The organism is Microbacterium meiriae, assembly GCF_040685015.1.
Lineage (GTDB): Bacteria > Actinomycetota > Actinomycetes > Actinomycetales > Microbacteriaceae > Microbacterium > Microbacterium meiriae.
Window position 1 is genome coordinate 453,185 of record NZ_JBFBHD010000002.1, and the last position, 15,888, is coordinate 469,072.

Below are 15,888 nucleotides of genomic sequence, written 5' to 3' on the forward strand. Positions count from 1 at the left end.
GGGCGCAGGGCTCCGAACCTTCTGATGAGTCGCCGCCGGCGGCACCCAAGGAGGAATCATGCGTTTCATCCCGACCAAGGTCCACGGAATTCTCGACTACGTCGTCGGGATCGCTCTGATCGCCGCGCCCTGGCTGTTCGGCTTCGCCGGTATGGGCGGAGCCCCGGTCGTCATCCCGATCGTGCTCGGCGTGGGCCTCATCGTCTACAGCCTCTTCACGAAGTACGAGTGGGGTCCGTTCGGTCTGATCCCCATGCCCGTGCACCTCGTCTTCGACATCGTCGCCAGCCTCTTCCTCGCGCTGTCGCCGTGGCTGTTCGGGTTCGCAGGCGAGGCGCTGAACGTCTGGCTGCCGCACGTCGTGGTGGGTGCTGCCGTCATCGTCGTCGTGCTGTTCTCGCAGCCGCAGCCGCAGAGCACCCGCGGACGGGCTGCGACCGCCTGATCCGCACACGACGAGGGGCGACCGGATATCGATCCGGTCGCCCCTCGTCGTCCGCGCGGACTAGGCCTCGTCGTCGGACTCGGCCTGATGCTCCTGCTGCTGCTCGGTGTCGACCTGTGCGGGAGGCAGGTCCTGCAGGAACTGGCGGTCGCTGTTCGGGTCGCCGCTCCCGTCTCCGGCGAGCGGATCCTGCGCGCTGACGTCGTCGGCGGGGATGTTCTCTCGTCCGTTCATGTCCGGTCCTCTCACGCGGGGCGCCGGGTGCGCCCGTTCACAGGTGAGTCTGCCTCCTGCCGGCGCAGCGGGGGATCCCCTGGTGCGATCCTGTGCGCAGTGATAGGCGCGTTCACCCTCGGAGCGCGGCGCTGAGCCAGCGCGCGTATTGATGCCAGGGGTCGCCGTGCCGCTGCAGCGCCGCGATGTGGGCGCGGATCTCCGGTGTCAGGGTGAACCACTCACCGCCTTCGCGAGCGGAGGCGAACTGCCGATGCCGCTGCTGTTCGCGCACCCGATCGCCGTGCTCGAAGGCGAGGAGCTCGTCGTGACGGATGCTCGCGAGACGGCGCCGCGGCTGTCTGCTCGTGCCGATCTTCACGCGGTTGTCGTAGCGGAGGTAGTACACGACGTCGATCCGCGGGAACGGCAGATCGGGGTCGGGGGAGTCCCCGTAGCGCCAGCCGCAGAGCGCGCAGTGCCACGCGTCGTCCGCTCGCAGCCCAGCGAGACCACCGCAGAGGGGACAGGGGCCGGGGAGAAGTCGGGGTTTCGGCACCCGGGCAGGCTACGTCCGCCCTCGGACATCGGCCGCCACCTGCCAGCACCCGGCGCTCCTGTCAACCACTGCCGCCGGGCGTCGTCCCTTGCCAGACTCGGCCTATGGTCTTCATCGGATTCCACGCCTCCCATGAGCAGATCCCACCCAGCGCGCTGCTGGACGCGGTCGTCAGCGCGGAGTGGGCCGGCTTCGACGGGGCGATGTGCTCCGACCACCTGGCCCCGTGGCTCCCCGATCAGGGGGAGTCGGGATTCGCGTTCAGCTGGATCGCTGCGGCGCTGGCCCGTACCAGGTTCCCCATCGGCATGGTCAACGCGCCAGGACAGCGGTACCACCCCGCGATCGTCGCGCAGGCCTTTGGAACGCTGGAGGAGATGTTCCCCGGACGGTTCTGGGCCGCGCTCGGCAGCGGCGAGGCGATGAACGAGCACGTGACCGGCGACGTCTGGCCGGCCAAGGACGTCCGCAACGCGCGGCTGTACGAGAGCGTGGATGTGATCCGACGGCTGCTCGCCGGCGAGGAGGTCGATCACGACGGTCTCGTGCGCGTGCACCGCGCCCGCGTCTGGACCCGGCCGGCGCAGCCGCCGCCGCTCTTCGCCACCGCCGTCAGTCCGGAGACGGCGGAGTGGGCGGCCGGCTGGGCGGACGGCCTCGCGACCGTCGCCCGGGAGCCGTCCGCGCTGCGGAGGGTGGTGGAGGCCTACCGCTCGGCCGGGGGAGAAGGGCCGTGCATCCTGCAGACGCACGTGAGCTGGGGCGAGGACGACGCCGAGGCGTACGCGATCGCGAAGGAGCAGTGGCGGCAGGGCGTGGTCACTCCGCCGCTCGCGTGGAACATCGAGCAGCCGGAGGATTTCGACGCCGCGGTGGGCGAGGTCGATGAAGCAAGGCTGCGCGCGGCCGTCCTCGTCGACCACGACGCCCGGTCGCTCGCGGGACGGGTGGCGGAGCTCGTCGACATCGGCTTCGACCGGATCTACCTGCATCACGTCGGACGAGAGCAGACCCGGTTCCTGAAGGCGGCCGCCGCCGAGATCCTGCCCGCTCTGAGGGAGCGCACATGAAGATCACCGATACGAGCGACCTCTGGTGGAAGACGGCCGTCGTCTACTGCCTCGATGTGGAGACCTTCCTGGACTCGGACGGCGACGGCGTCGGCGACCTCCGCGGCCTCGCGCAGCGGATCGACTACCTCTCACAGCTGGGCGTGACGTGCCTGTGGCTCATGCCCTTCTACCCTTCGCCGGACCTCGACGACGGGTACGACGTCAGCGACTTCTACGGCGTGGACCCGCGTCTCGGCACCCACGGCGACCTCGTGGAGGTGATACGCACGGCCCGTGACCGCGGCATCCGCGTGATCGTCGACCTCGTCGTCAATCACACCTCGGACCGTCATCCGTGGTTCCGCGCGGCGCTCCGCAGCGTCGACTCGCCCTATCGCGACTACTACGTGTGGCGCGACGACGCGCCTCCAAAGGGACAGAAGAACCCGGTCTTCCCCGGGCAGGCCGACGGGATCTGGACCAAGGACGAGAAGTCCGGGCAGTGGTACCAGCACAGTTTCTACGAGCACCAACCCGACCTCAACATCGCCAACCCCGTGGTCCGGGACGAGATCGCGAAGGTCATCGGGTTCTGGCTGCAGCTCGGCGTCTCGGGCTTCCGGGTGGATGCCGTGCCGTTCCTCCTCGAGGTTCCGAAGACGGCGGACATCCCCGATCCACACGAGCTGCTGCGCGACATGCGGCGATTCCTGCAGCGTCGTTCCAGCGAGGCGATCCTGCTCGGCGAGGTCAATCTGCCGTACGAGGAGCAGCGCGCGTACTTCGGGGGCACCGACGGCGACGAGCTGACCATGCAGTTCGACTTCGTGGCGATGCAGTCGCTGTATCTGTCCCTCGCCCGTCGTGATCCCGCGCCGCTCGTCGCCGCACTCACCGCGCGCCCGGTCCTCGGACCGGAGGTGCAATGGGCGAACTTCCTCCGGAACCACGATGAGCTCACTCTCGACAAGCTGACCGATGCCGAGCGTCAGGAGGTCTTCGAGGCGTTCGCGCCAGACGAGCGGCAGCGCGTGTTCGGCCGCGGGATCACGCGGCGCCTGCCGCCGATGCTGGAAGGCGACCCGCGGAGGATCCGGATGGCGTACAGCCTGCTCTTCACGCTCCCCGGCACCCCCGTTCTGTTCTACGGCGAAGAGATCGGGATGGGCGAGAACATCGCCGTCGAGGGGCGGCAGGCCGTGCGTACGCCGATGCAGTGGTCGGCGGATCGCAACGGGGGCTTCTCCGACGCGCGCCCCTCCCGGCTCGTCGCGCCGCCGCCGACCGACGGGTATGCGCCCACGCACGTGAATGCCGCCGCCCAGCTCGAGGACCATGGCTCGCTGCTGCACTTTCTCCGCGAACTGACCGCGCTCTACCGGGTATCGCCGGAGCTCGGGTGGGGGTCGTTCACCGTCATCGAGCAGCCGCAGGACGCCCTGCTGGTGCACTCCCTGGAGGCCGACGTCGGGCGCACGATCGCCGTGCACAACTTCGCGGAACGTCCGGCGACGACGCGGTTCCGACTGGGGGAGGAGCCCGCGGGCACGACCCTGGTCGACCTCCTCGACGCGCGGCGCGTGCCCCTCGACGACGACGGAGAGGTGGAGCTGGAGCTTCCGGCCTACGGCTACCGGTGGCTGCGGGTCTCCCGCCCGGGAGACGGCAGGATCCTGTGACGGGCGGAAACGCCGAAGGCCCCGGATGACCGGGGCCTTCGGAGGGGATTCGGTGGGCGATACCGGACTCGAACCGATGACCTCTTCCGTGTGAAGGAAGCGCGCTACCAACTGCGCCAATCGCCCATACCCGTGGGGTACGTCAACCGATACTACCCGACCGTCAGGCGCTCCGATGACCAGTCCGGGAGACACGCGCGAGATTCGCTGCGGGTTTGGCGGAGCGCGGATCATCGGCTAATGTTTCATAAGTGCCCGGGACAACCGGGAACGAAATGCGGATGTAGCGCAGTTGGTAGCGCACAACCTTGCCAAGGTTGGGGTCGCGAGTTCGAGTCTCGTCATCCGCTCGAGTGCAGTAGATCTTCTCGAAGATCGGCGGCACGTGGGGTCAATCCACACGGTGGCGTGGCCGAGCGGCTAGGCACCGGCCTGCAAAGCCGTTTACACGGGTTCGAATCCCGTCGCCACCTCACGGGAAAACTGAATAGCCCCAACGGGCGCGATTGGCGCAGCGGTAGCGCGCTTCCCTGACACGGAAGAGGTCACTGGTTCGATCCCAGTATCGCGCACCACCTGAAACCCCCGGTTCGCCGGGGGTTTTTTGTTGCCCCCAGCTCTCCTCCCTGCGCGCGAGGTCGCAGATCCGCGGGAGGTCGCAGCCCGATCGCGGAGCTCCGCGACCTCGGTGCGAATTTGCGTGTCGATGCCGTCGGGATCGAGTTCGAAGATGTGTTCGAATATCGATATCCTGGACGTGGCCGGAGGAAGGAGCCGGTGTGGGGAACTCGGGTCGCGCGCTCTCTGCGTACAACGACATGCGGTCGCAGCATCAGGCCATCGAGGCCGCCGCGCGCCGGGGCCCCCTGCAGTCCCTGTCCGATCGCGAGCTCGCCTTGCGGGAGTCCGCCGTCACCGTCTATCCGCACGCGCTCCAGCGGCGGGTGCGGGCGTGGGTGCGGTTCGGCCCGGAGGCGATCCGCGTCGAGGCGAAGGTCGTCCGCTCCACCCCGCTCGCCGCGGGTATCGAGTTCCGTGCCGGTGACCGCACGTACCGCTGCTGGGTCTGGGGGAACGCCGTGCAACCCGTGGACGGGTGACCGGGCCGGCGGACACCGCTCGCACTCCGGCTCCACGCCGGACGCGACAGACAGGACGCCCCCTCCGTCATGCGAGGAGGGGACGTCCCCGACCGGGTGGGGTGAGCGTCAGACGCGCGCCGTGCCCGCGCCGTTCTGCGGGACGCGCGGCTCTCGACTGACGAAGATGCCCAGCAGCACCATGCCGATCGCGAGACCGAGGTGGAGCCAGTTGTCGGCGTTGTTCACCGGCAGGAAGTTCAGCTGCTCGTTGCCGACCGCGATGAGGCCGTACAGCCAGACGACGAGGTACGCGAGCCCGCCGATGATGAGGTAGAGACGGGACGCGCGCGGCGACGCGGCGAGCGCGATGCCCGCGACCGCGAACAGCAGGTGCACGACGTTGTGCAGCACAGACACCTGGAACACGCCGAGGAGCAGGGCCTCGGACGCTGCTCCGGCGCCGTGCAGGTGCTCGGCCGAGTGGGTGACGCCCGGGATGAAACCGGCGATGCCCACGATGAGGAAGACGATGCCGATGATCAGCGCCGTCTTCTGGATCGGTGTGCCGGCGTAGCGGGTGGTGCGGGTGGTGTCGCTCATGATCCCCTCCAGGGTGTGGTGCGGTTGCCCGACCGTAGGACTTCCTGTGCGCGCGCTGAGAGGGCATTGACGCATCAGGAGTCACGCGGTAACTTCATGCGCCCGTTCCCGGACGCCGCTGCGACGTGGGCGAGAACCGCGGATTGTCAATCCCCCTCGGCAGGAGGGGACCGCTTCGTACGCTCAGGCCATGACCGATGCCGCTCTGGACCGCACCTGCGGCCTCGCCTCGACATCCGATCGCGACGCCGCGACCGGATTGCGACGCATCGACCATCTGGCGCAACTGGCCGCCGTCGTCCGTGCATGCCCCGGTCTGCACGTCCGTTACTCCGAGGGCCCGGATGCGGATGCCCGTCGTTCCAGCGTCGACACGGAGAGCGGCCTCGAGCTGCCCGGTCTCTCCGTGAACCCGCTGGACGCCGAACGCTGGTGGACGCGTCCGCTGGAGGACTGGCTCGCGCGCCAGCTCTGTCAGTACCGGCACCTCGCCGAGAAGGACCCGCAGCGCATCGCCTGGATCCTCCGTGGCGAGCACTGCGGCCGGGGGCCCGACTGCGAGCCGCTGCTCCGAGAGGTGGAGCCCATCGCCGTCATCGGCGAACACGTCCTGCTCGAGGCCAGGGAACGGTACGAGCGCAATTTCGATGCGGGGCGCGGACCCGCCGGCGACGAGGAGGATCGGGAATGAGCAGAGGGCGGCAGTGGACGGAGGTGGTTCCCGGCTTCTTCGGCATCAGTGTGGCGGACGTGAACTGCTACCTCGTGCAGACCGCGGACGGGCTCACGCTGTTCGACGCGGGACTGCCGCGCAGCAGGGGCGTGCTGCGCGACCTGCTCGGCCACCTCGGGGCGAAGGAGACCGACATCGATGCGGTCGTCCTGACGCACGGGCACTTCGACCACGTCGGTGTCGCGCGCGGGCTCCACGAGGAGGGGGTCTCGGTGTTCGTCCACCCTCGCGACGCACAACTGGCCCGTCACCCCTACAGCTACCGTCCGGCCTCACCTCGCGTCCCCTACGTGCTCACCCATCCGCGGGGGATCCCCACCATCACCCGGATGGCTCTTGCCGGAGCGCTCAACGTCCGCGGCCTCGACGCGCAGCCTCGCGTGACGCACGAGCATCCGATCGACGCCCCCGGGACCCCGATCGCCCTGTGGACTCCGGGGCACACGGAAGGGCACTGCGCGTACCTGTTCGAGGAGTCCGGGGTGCTCATCGCCGGCGACGCCCTCGTGACGCTCGACCCGTACACCGGCGAGACCGGTCCGCAGATCGTCGCCAGGGCGGCCACGGCCGATACCGCGGAGGCGATGGAGTCGCTGGATACCCTGGCACGGACGAGCGCGCGGGTCGTCCTGACGGGCCACGGAGACCCCGTCCTGGATGGCGTGGGGCCCGCCGTCGCCGCCGCGCGGCGACGCGGACCCCACTGACTCCTCGGCTTCAGTCGAGGAGCGTCTCCCCGATGTAGCCGCCTTCCGCACATCCCGGAGGGACAGCGAACACGGCGGATCCGATCGGGACCGTCCACTCGTTGAGCAGGTCGAGCTCGTCGAGCCGCTGCTGCATCGGGACGAACTGCCGCGCGACGTCGGCCTGGAACGCGGCGAAGAGCAGCCCGGATTCGGACACGCCGTCTCCGGCCGGGCGCTCGTCGTAGTTATACGCCCGTCGGAAGATGCGCTCCGTCCCGTCTCCGCGAGCGCGCCGGATGTGCGCGAACGCCGGGATGACGGGGAACCCGATGGCCGTCGTCGCGTCGAAGTCCGGCTCGTCGAACTCCGACGTCCCCGTGAGCGGCGCGCCCTCGCGCAGGGTCCTCCCGACGGAGGCCTCGCGGCCCCCGCGATCCAGGCGGTCCCAGGCGTCGAGGTCCATGCGGATGCGGCGCAGGACCATGCCCGTGCCGCCGGCCAGCCAGCCGTCATCACTCCAGACCACGCGCTCGAAGTCGTCGGTCCCCGGCTGCGGGTTGCTCGTGCCGTCGACCTGTCCGAAGAGATTGCGCATGGTCGTCCCCGGTCGCTCGGTGCCGTGTGCGCGGCGGAAGCCCTGCTGGATCCACCGGACGGTCGCGAAGCCGCGCGCGTCCTTCAGGAGCATGCGCTGCGCGTGTGCGACGGTCAGGGGGTCGTCAGCGGCGATCTGGAGGAGCAGGTCTCCGTCCGAGAACTCCGGCTGCAGGCGGTCCACCCGGAAGGCGGGAAGCGGCGCGAGCCACGAGGGCGTGCTGCCGCCGGCCCGTGCCACGAGCGCCGGACCGAAGCCGAATGTGATCGTCAACCGGGCCGGGGCGACGGCGAGCTCCGGCTCCGAGTCCGCGAGCGCCGACCGTCCCTGGGTGAGCCTCGCCGCATCGTCCGTGAGGATCCGCAGGAGCCGGCGGAGCGCGTCGCGGTCGACCTCCGGGCGCAGATCGAGCGCCACGAACGAGCCGTGCGCCTGCGCCGCGGTGTCGATCCCGGCTTGATGGACGCCGTGGAACGGGACGGTGAGGGAGCCGTTGAGCGGTGCGGGGGCCGCGGGAGCCTCCGTGTCCGCTCGCGTGAGGGCGAGATCCGCCCCGACCGCGACGGCGGCCCCGACACCGGCGACAGCCCCTCCGAGGAGGAACTGCCGCCGAGTCGAGCCGGTGCGGCCGGCGCGCGCGCCCGAGACGCGCGCGGACATCAGTGGTCCATGCCCTCGTGGTCGTCGGCGCCGTCGTAGTTCTCGTTCGCGCCGGAGTAGTCCTTCACCGGCGCGGCGAACTCGAACGTGGAGTCGTCCGACAGGGTGACGGTGAACGCGACCTCGTCACCGGCTTTCAGAGGCTCGGAGAGGTCCATCATCATGATGTGATTCCCCCCGGGCTCGAGGGCGAGGGTGCCGCCGGCGGGGACGACGAAGCCCCCGGCGATCTCCCGCATGACCATCTCCCCGGCCTCGTTCTCCACGGTCTCGTGCAGTTCGATCATCGGCGAGGCGGCGGAGGTGACCGACGTCACCGTCACGTCCGCCGCGCCCTCGTTGACGAGTACGCCGAAGCCCGCGGACATGCCGTCATCGGCCGACTTGACCCAGGCGTCGTCGATCCGGAGGACCTCACCGGCGGGGGCACTGGTCGGCGTCTCGGCTGTGGGTGCGGTGCACCCGGTGAGCGCGACGAGCGAGAGGACGATCGCCGCGCCGAGGCGGGGGAGGGAGGTGCGAGTGTTCATGATGATGCCTTTCGGGAGTTCTCTGCCGTGTCGTCGCCGGATTCCGGCGCCACGGCGGCCGCGCGACGGCGGCGGAGGATGAGGAGGACGGAGAAAGCAGCGACGGCGAGTGCCGCTCCCGCCCCGCCGACGAGCAGGACCCGGATCGGGTCGCCCGTCTCGTCTGCGTTCTGATCCGATGCGGTCGACGAGTCGTCCGGGGCGGAGGAGGTCGGCTCCGGGTTCTGTGTCGACTCCAGCGGGACGGCGTCTCCGACGGCGAAGGGGATGACCCCCGCGATCGGGTGCCCGTCCTCGGAGACGACCTGCCAACGCACCTGGTACCCGCCGTCCGGCAAGTCCGTCCTGAGAGCGGCCGTGACATTCCGGCCGCGCACCTCCACCTCGCCGGTCGCCCAGTCCTCGCCCTCCGCGTCGACGACGAGGACGACGGCCCCGGCGGTCGACTCGTCGAGGACGAGGAGCTCGCCCGAGAACGTCATGGTGACGCTCGAGGGCGCAGCATCGAGATGCTCACCGTCGCCGGGGTCGCTCTCGAGGAGTTGGTCATGGGCGGTCGCCGGCGCTGCCGTCGCGAGGACCGCGACAGCCGCCAGCACCGCCCCGGCCGCGAATCTGCGGACAGGGGACATGGAAGAGCCTCTCTTCAGACGTCGCCGAGCGACGTGGGTACCTGCGTTCGGACGCGCGTCACCGGGACAGCGCGAGGACGCACCGCACGGCGCGAAGCCGTGGGCGCGGATCAGAGCGCGGGAAGAGAGGGCGGTGCGCGCCCGAGAAGCGGGGTGAGGAGCCGAAGATCATGGGCCGTCCGGACGAGGAAGACCCCGGCCAGGCGACACGGAGAGGTGGCGGAGCGCGGGGCGAGCGTCACGTCCGCACGCCGACGCACCCAGCGGATCAATCGGACGGCGAGATCACGCACGGTGAGGAGCAGCCGCTCGCCGCGGTGGAGCGCCGTCACCGTGAGGAGGGCGGCGAGGGCGTGCCCGAGCCACATCGCGGCGTCCGCGGTCGCGACGACCGCAGCGCCCTCGGCTGCGGGAAGCACGAGCGGTGCGCCGTGCACGTGCCGGATCGCCACGCCGGACGGAGTGACCGTGCCGAGCACGAAGAGCACGTGGAAGAGGAACTGGCTGACAGCCACCGAGAGGGTGAGCCGGGTGAGGGAGAGCTTCCGTCCGGCGAGCAGCACGCTCACCATGAAGGCGAACAGCCAGGGCACGAGGATACCCAAGGGGCCCGGCATCTCTCCGCCGCCGCTCACGTGACCCGCGAGAGCCACGAAGATCGCGAGCGACGAGGTCGCGAAGCCCCGCACGACGGCGGGCTTGCGGGACGGGCTCACGGCCACCAGTCTGCCATGTGCCGGAGTCCGTGACGGGCCGGGGCGCGCGTCAGCCCCGTGGTGCTCCGGTGCGCTTCACGCCGTCGTAGGCGGCGAGCGCAGCCTTGCGCGTCTCGCCGAGGTCGACGATCGGCTCGGTGGGGGCGTCCGCAGCCCAGCGCCCGATGTAGTGCCCCTCGCCGTCGAACTTCCTGGCCTGCAGCTCCGGGTTGAACACGCGGAAGTACGGGGCAGCGTCGGCGCCGGAACCCGCGACCCACTGCCAGTTGAACGGATTGCTCGCGTCATCGGCGTCCACCAACGTGTCCCAGAACCACTCCTCGCCGAGGCGCCAGTCGATGAGGAGGTTCTTGACGAGGAACGATGCCGTGACCATCCGCACCCGGTTGTGCATGTACCCGGTGTGCCAGAGCTCGCGCATGCCCGCGTCGACGAGGGGAACTCCGGTTTCGCCGTGCTGCCAGAGCTCCAGACGTGCGGGATCCAGCGGAGGCCACGGGAACGCGTCGAACTCCCGCCGCAGGTTCTTCGTCGCGAGGTCGGGGAAGTGGAACAGCGTGTGCCAGGCGAACTCGCGCCAGCCCAGCTCCGAGAGAAATCCGCCCGCCCCGTCGACCTCGATCGCCTCATGCCACACGGTGAACGGACTGAGCTCGCCCCAGCGCAGTCGCGGAGACAGCCGGGAAGTGGCACCGGCAGCCGGGGCGTCGCGAGCGTGGTCGTACGTGCGGATGTCGTCGGCGAGGAAGTGCTGCAACCGGCGGCGCGCGGCGGGCTCCCCGGGCTCCCATGTCTCGCGGAGCCCGCCCGCCCAGTCCGGGGCGGTCGGCAGCAGCCCCCAGTCGTCCAGCGCATCGGAGGAGAGCCGCTTCCCGGCGCCGCGGAGCTCGCGGGGTTCGGGGAGCGGAGCGCGCGGGGCCGGAAGGGCCAGACAGGCCCGCCAGAACGGCGTGAAGACCGAATAGTGCGTGCCGCTCCCGGTGGTGACCGTCCACGGCTCGTGCAGGAGCGAACCCGCGAAAGACGCCACCTGGAGACCGTCGTCGCGCAGCGTCGCCTTCAGCCCCGCGTCGATCTCGCGCCCGGCCGCCTCGTAGCGGCGGTTCCAGAAGACCGCTCCGGCACCCGACTCGGCGACCAGCTCCCGCACGATCCGGTCGGCGGGCCCGCGCCGCAGCACCAGCGTCGTCCCCTTCTCCTGCAGCCGCGCGGCGAGGGAGGCCAGCGAATGGTGCAGCCACCAACGCGCGGCACCGCCCAGCCGACGGATGCCGGGGGACTCCTCATCGAGGACGAAGAGCGCGATGATCGGTTCGTCGCGGTCGACCGCGGCACGCAGCGCGGGGTTGTCGGCCAGGCGGAGATCGTCGCGGAACCAGACGATCGAGGGCGAGGTCATCGGGTCGCCCACAGGGCCCAGGCGATCAGCAGAGGCTGCAGGAACAGGCGGCCGAACCGCCGCCGCTCCGTGTCGAGCCCGGGCGTCGATCTCCCGGTGCGCCACTGATGCCAGTTGCCAGGGAAGACCGCGGCGAAGAATCCCGCCGTCGCCCACCCCATCTTGCGGCGTTCCCGCGGCAGAGCCACCAGGCCCGCCGCGAGCGCGACCTCGGCCGCACCCGACGCCAGGACGATCGTGTCCTTGTCCATCCGGGTCAAGCGGGTCGCCCAGTCGGGCACGACGACCCGGAACCCGCGTGTCTGGGTGAAGTGCAGCACGCCCATCGTCCCGAGGGCGAGAGCAAGGAGCCAGCGGGCGATCGTCCGTGTCATGCGCCCACGCTACCGTCCCCGTCGGACGCCGTGCCTGTCACACTGAGGCGATGACCGTGCTGCGCATCACCGTCCTCTTCTTCCTCGCCGCCATCGCCGAGATCGGCGGTGCCTGGCTCATCTGGCAGGCGGTGAAGGAGGACAGGGGGTGGCTGTTCGCCGTCCTCGGGGTGATGGCCCTCGGTGCCTACGGGTTCATCGCGGCGCTGCAGCCGGACGCGAACTTCGGCCGCGTCCTGGCCGCCTACGGCGGGATCTTCATCGCAGGCTCCCTCGCCTGGGGCGTCATCGTCGACGGATTCCGCCCCACCTCGTGGGACGTGATCGGATCCGTGGTGGCGCTGGCCGGGGCGGCGATCATCATCTTCGCACCGGCGGCCGCGGATCCGCTGTCGGAGACCGCCGCGTGACGGTCGGCGACCGGCGAGCGGACGAGTAGCCTAGATCCAGACCCAGATGGAGTGATCAGTGCCTGAAAACGCCCAGCCGACCGACGGCTTCGCCCTGTTCTCTGACCGAAACGTCGTCGCCATGCGCGTCGGCGGCGTCCTGAAGGACCTCGCTGCGACGGTCACCGACACCGACGACGTCGAGCCCGTCACGATCGACAGCCCCGACGGCCTGAACATCCTGCGTCACTCGACCGCGCATGTGCTCGCGCAGGCGGTGCAGCGGATCAACCCGCAGGCGAACCTCGGCATCGGTCCGCCCATCACCGACGGCTTCTATTACGACTTCGGCGTCGACACCCCGTTCACGCCCGAGGACATCAAGGCGATCTCCAAGGAGATGCAGCGCATCGTCCGCGAGGGCCAGCGCTTCGTCCGTCGCGTCGTGACCGACGAGGAGGCTCGTGCGGAGCTCGCGGACGAGCCGTTCAAGCTCGAGCTCATCGGGCTCAAGGGCCCGTCGACGGCCTCCGAGGGCGAGATCGCCGAGGGGGCATCCGTCGAGGTGGGCGAGGGTGAGCTCACGATCTACGACAACACCACCCGCGATGGCGAGGTCGTCTGGAAGGACCTCTGCCGCGGTCCGCACCTGCCCAACACGCGCATGATCGGCAATGGCTGGGACCTCACCCGCATCGCCGCCGCGTACTGGCGGGGGAGCGAGAAGAACCCGCAGCTCCAGCGCATCTACGGCACCGCATGGCCGACGAAGGACGAGCTGCGCGCCTACCAGGAGCGCATCGCCGAGGCCGAGCGCCGCGACCACCGCAAGCTCGGCGCCGAGATGGACCTGTTCTCGTTCCCGGACGAGATCGGCTCGGGACTGGCCGTGTTCCATCCCAAGGGCGGCATCATCCGCTACGAGGTCGAGGAGAACCTGCGCAAGCATCTGCTGCGCAACGGCTACGACCTCGTCAACAGCCCGCACATCACGAAGAAGGATCTCTTCATGACGTCGGGGCACCTGCAGACCTATGCGGACGGCATGTTCCCCCCGATGCACCTCGACGAGGTCCTCGACGACGAGGGCAACGTCACCCGCCAGGGCCAGGACTACTACCTGAAGCCGATGAACTGCCCGTTCCACAACCTCATCTTCCGTTCGCGCGGGCGCTCCTACCGGGAGCTGCCGCTGCGTCTGGCCGAGTTCGGCACGGTCTACCGCTACGAGAAGTCCGGCACGCTCTCGGGGCTGACCCGCGTGCGCGGTCTGACCCAGGACGACGCGCACATCTACGTCGCCCAGGACCAGGTGAAGGAGGAGCTCACCACCAACCTGAACCTCGTGCTCGACCTGCTCCGCGACTACGGCCTCAACGACTTCTACCTCGAGCTCTCGACGAACGAGGAGGGCAACCCGAAGTTCCTCGGCGAGCCCGAGCAGTGGGCGACGGCGATCGACACGCTGCGCGAGGTCGCGATCGAGTCCGGTCTCGAGCTCGTGGCCGACCCGGGCGGCGCCGCCTTCTACGGCCCGAAGATCTCGGTGCAGGCCCGCGACGCCATCGGCCGCACCTGGCAGATGTCGACCATCCAGCTCGACTTCAACCAGCCCGACCGGTTCGAGCTGGAGTACACCGGTCCCGACGGGCAGAAGCACCGGCCTGTGATGATCCACCGGGCGCTCCTCGGCTCCGTCGAGCGCTTCTTCGCGATCCTCCTCGAGCACTACGCCGGCGACTTCCCGCTCTGGCTCGCGCCGAGCCAGGTGGTGGGCGTGCCCGTGGCCGAGCAGTACGGCGACTACCTGGACGACGTCATCGCGCAGCTGCGCGCGGCGGGCGTGCGGGCCGACGTCGATCACTCCGACGACCGCATGCAGAAGAAGATCCGGAATCACACCACCGCGAAGGTGCCGCTGATCCTCATCGTGGGGGAGCAGGATCGTGCCGCGGGGACGGTGTCGTTCCGCTTCCGCGACGGCACGCAGGAGAACGGCGTGCCGGTCGCCGACGCGGTGCGCCGGATCAGCGCCGCCATCGCCTCGCACGCGCTGGTGTTGAAGGCGGGAGACCTCGCATGACGGACGGTGAGGCGGACCTCGAGGACGCCTCCCGTCTCGTCGGGGTGCCCGACGAGTTCCAGCGGCTGTGGACCCCGCACCGGATGGCGTACATCCAGGCCGGGCCGGAGCCGCTGCGCGAGGAATGCCCGTTCTGCGAGGCACCGAAGTACCCGGATGCCGAGCGGCTCATCGTGGCGCGCGGGGAGACCGCGTACGTGCTGCTGAACCTCTTCCCGTACAACTCGGGTCACCTGCTCGTCTGCCCGTACCGGCACATCGCCACCTACGACCAGGCGACGGCCGAGGAGGTCGCCGAGATCGGCGCTCTCACCCAGACCGCGATGCGCGTGCTCCGGGAGGTCTCCGGCTGCGACGGCTTCAACCTCGGCATGAACCAGGGAGCGGTGGCTGGAGCGGGCGTGGACGCGCATCTGCACCAGCACGTGGTGCCGCGGTGGCGCTCGGACGCGAACTTCTTCCCGATCATCGCCAAGACGAAGGCGCTCCCGCAGCTCCTCGGCGAGGTGCGGGAGGCCGTCGCCGAGGCGTGGCCCCCCGCCGACCGCTGAGCCGTCGCGTCGGGGTCCCCGTTCCGGGGACTCAGCGCACCTGGCGGGCGGTGAACTGCATCCGCGGGTTCGCGTAGAACTCCTGAGCCTCGACGAGCTGCAGCTCGCGCTCGCCCGAGTCGAGCGTCGCCTGCAGCAGGTCGTAGACGCTGGAGGCGGTGCGCTCCAGGGCGGTCTGTGCGCTGCCCGTCTCGACGTAGTGCGCGGTGAACAGCGCCGCCGTCACGTCGCCGGAGCCGTTCGCCTTCATCGGCAGGTGCGGGGTCTGCACGAGCCACGCGCCCGCGTCGTCCACGGCGAGCATCTCGATCGTGCCCTCTTCGCGGTCGGGCCGCTCGACGCTCGTGACGAGCACCGTGCGCGGCCCCATCGCCCGCGCGAGGTCGACCGACGCGAGGGTCGACTCGAGCGTGTAGGGCTCGGTCTCGGTGAGGAAGCCCAGCTCGAACTGGTTCGGCGTGATGATGTCGGCCACCGGCACCACGCGTTCGCGGAGCAGGACAGGGATGGCCGGAGCCACGAAGCAGCCGGACTTCGCGTTGCCCATGACCGGGTCGCACGCGTACAGCGCCGTGGGGTTCGCGGCCTTCACCCTGGCGACCGCGTCGATGATGACGTCGCCGATGCCCTCGCTGCCCTGGTAGCCGCTGAGCACGGCGTCGATGGAGCCGAACACGCCGCGCTCCTCGATGCCGGTGATGACCTCGCCCACATCGGCGGGGTCGATCAGCGGGCCGCGCCAGGCGCCATACCCGGTGTGGTTCGAGAAGGTGACGGTGTAGACCGGCAGCACCTCGACGCCGATGCGCTGGAGCGGGAAGACAGCCGCGGAATTGCCGACGTGACCGTATGCGACGGCGGACTGGATGGACAGGATCTTCATACCCGGTCCCTTTCATTCTGGGCG

19 protein-coding genes and 4 tRNA genes are annotated in these 15,888 nt (G+C 70.0%); 12 read left to right on the forward strand and 11 right to left on the reverse strand.

Annotated elements, in window-relative coordinates:
• The first annotated feature begins 58 nt into the window (after positions 1-58).
• Entirely contained in the window at positions 59-445 is a 387-nt protein-coding gene (locus tag AB0N68_RS10665) for an SPW repeat domain-containing protein (protein WP_187661546.1), read from the forward strand.
• A gap of 60 nt (positions 446-505) precedes the next feature.
• On the opposite strand, the gene AB0N68_RS10670 is transcribed toward AB0N68_RS10665, so the two are convergent.
• A complete protein-coding gene (locus AB0N68_RS10670) occupies positions 506-679 on the reverse strand; it encodes a hypothetical protein (protein ID WP_268776275.1) in 174 nt (57 codons plus the stop codon).
• Positions 680-791: 112 nt separating this feature from the next.
• Positions 792-1,217 (reverse strand): GIY-YIG nuclease family protein, encoded by a 426-nt coding sequence (locus tag AB0N68_RS10675; protein ID WP_280565340.1) that lies wholly within the window; start codon positions 1,215-1,217, stop codon positions 792-794.
• Positions 1,218-1,321: 104 nt separating this feature from the next.
• On the opposite strand from AB0N68_RS10675, the gene AB0N68_RS10680 reads away from it, so the two are divergent.
• Together AB0N68_RS10680 and AB0N68_RS10685 are read left to right on the forward strand one after the other, a co-directional pair.
• Positions 1,322-2,287, forward strand: coding sequence for a TIGR03885 family FMN-dependent LLM class oxidoreductase (locus tag AB0N68_RS10680; RefSeq protein WP_280565342.1), 966 nt, complete (start codon positions 1,322-1,324; stop codon positions 2,285-2,287).
• Positions 2,284-3,948: an alpha-amylase family protein gene (locus AB0N68_RS10685; protein ID WP_259963069.1), complete on the forward strand. Its 1,665-nt coding sequence runs from the start codon at positions 2,284-2,286 to the stop codon at positions 3,946-3,948. Before AB0N68_RS10680 ends, AB0N68_RS10685 begins: the two co-directional genes overlap by 4 nt.
• A 53-nt stretch (positions 3,949-4,001) precedes the next feature.
• Here AB0N68_RS10685 and AB0N68_RS10690 read toward each other — a convergent pair.
• A tRNA-Val gene (locus AB0N68_RS10690) sits at positions 4,002-4,074 on the reverse strand.
• Between the two features lie 151 nt (positions 4,075-4,225).
• On the opposite strand from AB0N68_RS10690, the gene AB0N68_RS10695 reads away from it, so the two are divergent.
• The 4 genes from AB0N68_RS10695 (at position 4,226) to AB0N68_RS10710 (ending at position 5,048) form a co-directional block, all read left to right on the forward strand.
• A tRNA-Gly gene (locus AB0N68_RS10695) sits at positions 4,226-4,298 on the forward strand.
• A 52-nt stretch (positions 4,299-4,350) separates the two neighbouring features.
• A tRNA-Cys gene (locus tag AB0N68_RS10700) sits at positions 4,351-4,421 on the forward strand.
• A 27-nt stretch (positions 4,422-4,448) separates the two neighbouring features.
• Positions 4,449-4,523 (forward strand) — tRNA-Val (locus AB0N68_RS10705).
• A gap of 204 nt (positions 4,524-4,727) precedes the next feature.
• Positions 4,728-5,048, forward strand: coding sequence for a hypothetical protein (locus AB0N68_RS10710; RefSeq protein ID WP_232089025.1), 321 nt, complete (start codon positions 4,728-4,730; stop codon positions 5,046-5,048).
• A 108-nt stretch (positions 5,049-5,156) separates the two neighbouring features.
• On the opposite strand, the gene AB0N68_RS10715 is transcribed toward AB0N68_RS10710, so the two are convergent.
• Positions 5,157-5,630: a DUF4383 domain-containing protein gene (locus AB0N68_RS10715; protein ID WP_259963067.1), complete on the reverse strand. Its 474-nt coding sequence runs from the start codon at positions 5,628-5,630 to the stop codon at positions 5,157-5,159.
• Positions 5,631-5,820: 190 nt separating this feature from the next.
• On the opposite strand from AB0N68_RS10715, the gene AB0N68_RS10720 reads away from it, so the two are divergent.
• Both AB0N68_RS10720 and AB0N68_RS10725 read left to right on the forward strand, forming a co-directional pair.
• Positions 5,821-6,321 carry a DUF6098 family protein gene (locus AB0N68_RS10720; RefSeq protein WP_280565348.1) on the forward strand — a complete coding sequence of 167 codons (501 nt, stop codon included), beginning with the start codon at positions 5,821-5,823 and terminating at the stop codon, positions 6,319-6,321.
• Positions 6,318-7,070: an MBL fold metallo-hydrolase gene (locus tag AB0N68_RS10725; RefSeq protein WP_280565350.1), complete on the forward strand. Its 753-nt coding sequence runs from the start codon at positions 6,318-6,320 to the stop codon at positions 7,068-7,070. Before AB0N68_RS10720 ends, AB0N68_RS10725 begins: the two co-directional genes overlap by 4 nt.
• Before the next feature lie 10 nt (positions 7,071-7,080).
• Here AB0N68_RS10725 and AB0N68_RS10730 read toward each other — a convergent pair whose 3' ends face one another.
• The 6 genes from AB0N68_RS10730 to AB0N68_RS10755 all read right to left on the reverse strand — a co-directional run bounded on the left by AB0N68_RS10730 (position 7,081) and on the right by AB0N68_RS10755 (position 11,958).
• On the reverse strand, positions 7,081-8,307 hold the full coding sequence (locus AB0N68_RS10730; RefSeq protein ID WP_280565352.1) for a Dyp-type peroxidase: 1,227 nt from the start codon (positions 8,305-8,307) through the stop codon (positions 7,081-7,083).
• Positions 8,307-8,837: a copper chaperone PCu(A)C gene (locus tag AB0N68_RS10735; RefSeq protein ID WP_259954529.1), complete on the reverse strand. Its 531-nt coding sequence runs from the start codon at positions 8,835-8,837 to the stop codon at positions 8,307-8,309. Before AB0N68_RS10735 ends, AB0N68_RS10730 begins: the two co-directional genes overlap by 1 nt.
• Positions 8,834-9,469 (reverse strand): copper resistance CopC family protein, encoded by a 636-nt coding sequence (locus AB0N68_RS10740; RefSeq protein ID WP_280565356.1) that lies wholly within the window; start codon positions 9,467-9,469, stop codon positions 8,834-8,836. Before AB0N68_RS10740 ends, AB0N68_RS10735 begins: the two co-directional genes overlap by 4 nt.
• A gap of 110 nt (positions 9,470-9,579) precedes the next feature.
• Complete coding sequence (locus tag AB0N68_RS10745; RefSeq protein WP_268776279.1) at positions 9,580-10,185, reverse strand: hypothetical protein; 606 nt, start codon at positions 10,183-10,185, stop codon at positions 9,580-9,582.
• 49 nt (positions 10,186-10,234) lie between these two features.
• On the reverse strand, positions 10,235-11,584 hold the full coding sequence (locus AB0N68_RS10750) for a cryptochrome/photolyase family protein (protein ID WP_280565360.1): 1,350 nt from the start codon (positions 11,582-11,584) through the stop codon (positions 10,235-10,237).
• Positions 11,581-11,958, reverse strand: a complete 378-nt coding sequence (locus AB0N68_RS10755; RefSeq protein ID WP_259954523.1) for a DoxX family protein — start codon at positions 11,956-11,958, stop codon at positions 11,581-11,583. Before AB0N68_RS10755 ends, AB0N68_RS10750 begins: the two co-directional genes overlap by 4 nt.
• Positions 11,959-12,008: 50 nt before the next feature.
• Between AB0N68_RS10755 and AB0N68_RS10760 the strand changes: the two genes are divergently transcribed.
• The 3 genes from AB0N68_RS10760 (at position 12,009) to AB0N68_RS10770 (ending at position 14,981) form a co-directional block, all read left to right on the forward strand.
• Positions 12,009-12,368 (forward strand): YnfA family protein, encoded by a 360-nt coding sequence (locus AB0N68_RS10760; RefSeq protein ID WP_259954522.1) that lies wholly within the window; start codon positions 12,009-12,011, stop codon positions 12,366-12,368.
• Between the two features lie 121 nt (positions 12,369-12,489).
• On the forward strand, positions 12,490-14,430 hold the full coding sequence (thrS, locus tag AB0N68_RS10765; RefSeq protein WP_280565405.1) for a threonine--tRNA ligase: 1,941 nt from the start codon (positions 12,490-12,492) through the stop codon (positions 14,428-14,430).
• Positions 14,427-14,981 carry an HIT family protein gene (locus AB0N68_RS10770; RefSeq protein ID WP_187661532.1) on the forward strand — a complete coding sequence of 185 codons (555 nt, stop codon included), beginning with the start codon at positions 14,427-14,429 and terminating at the stop codon, positions 14,979-14,981. The genes thrS and AB0N68_RS10770 overlap by 4 nt, the downstream gene beginning before the upstream one ends.
• A 31-nt stretch (positions 14,982-15,012) precedes the next feature.
• Here the strand turns inward: AB0N68_RS10770 and pdxY are convergent, their stop codons facing one another.
• Entirely contained in the window at positions 15,013-15,864 is an 852-nt protein-coding gene (pdxY, locus tag AB0N68_RS10775) for a pyridoxal kinase PdxY (RefSeq protein WP_280565366.1), read from the reverse strand.
• Positions 15,865-15,888: the final 24 nt, after the last annotated feature.

Bases quoted from the DNA above. Each gene is read 5' to 3' on its own strand.
- AB0N68_RS10680 (WP_280565342.1), top strand. From the start codon at position 1,322: ATGGTCTTCATCGGATTCCACGCCTCCCATGAGCAGATCCCACCCAGC.
- AB0N68_RS10735 (WP_259954529.1), bottom strand. From the start codon at position 8,837: ATGAACACTCGCACCTCCCTCCCCCGCCTCGGCGCGGCGATCGTCCTC.
- AB0N68_RS10720 (WP_280565348.1), top strand. From the start codon at position 5,821: ATGACCGATGCCGCTCTGGACCGCACCTGCGGCCTCGCCTCGACATCC.
- pdxY (WP_280565366.1), bottom strand. From the start codon at position 15,864: ATGAAGATCCTGTCCATCCAGTCCGCCGTCGCATACGGTCACGTCGGC.
- AB0N68_RS10770 (WP_187661532.1), top strand. From the start codon at position 14,427: ATGACGGACGGTGAGGCGGACCTCGAGGACGCCTCCCGTCTCGTCGGG.
- AB0N68_RS10685 (WP_259963069.1), top strand. From the start codon at position 2,284: ATGAAGATCACCGATACGAGCGACCTCTGGTGGAAGACGGCCGTCGTC.
- AB0N68_RS10760 (WP_259954522.1), top strand. From the start codon at position 12,009: ATGACCGTGCTGCGCATCACCGTCCTCTTCTTCCTCGCCGCCATCGCC.
- AB0N68_RS10725 (WP_280565350.1), top strand. From the start codon at position 6,318: ATGAGCAGAGGGCGGCAGTGGACGGAGGTGGTTCCCGGCTTCTTCGGC.
- AB0N68_RS10670 (WP_268776275.1), bottom strand. From the start codon at position 679: ATGAACGGACGAGAGAACATCCCCGCCGACGACGTCAGCGCGCAGGAT.
- AB0N68_RS10740 (WP_280565356.1), bottom strand. From the start codon at position 9,469: ATGTCCCCTGTCCGCAGATTCGCGGCCGGGGCGGTGCTGGCGGCTGTC.
- thrS (WP_280565405.1), top strand. From the start codon at position 12,490: ATGCGCGTCGGCGGCGTCCTGAAGGACCTCGCTGCGACGGTCACCGAC.
- AB0N68_RS10665 (WP_187661546.1), top strand. From the start codon at position 59: ATGCGTTTCATCCCGACCAAGGTCCACGGAATTCTCGACTACGTCGTC.
- AB0N68_RS10755 (WP_259954523.1), bottom strand. From the start codon at position 11,958: ATGACACGGACGATCGCCCGCTGGCTCCTTGCTCTCGCCCTCGGGACG.
- AB0N68_RS10715 (WP_259963067.1), bottom strand. From the start codon at position 5,630: ATGAGCGACACCACCCGCACCACCCGCTACGCCGGCACACCGATCCAG.
- AB0N68_RS10730 (WP_280565352.1), bottom strand. From the start codon at position 8,307: ATGTCCGCGCGCGTCTCGGGCGCGCGCGCCGGCCGCACCGGCTCGACT.
- AB0N68_RS10750 (WP_280565360.1), bottom strand. From the start codon at position 11,584: ATGACCTCGCCCTCGATCGTCTGGTTCCGCGACGATCTCCGCCTGGCC.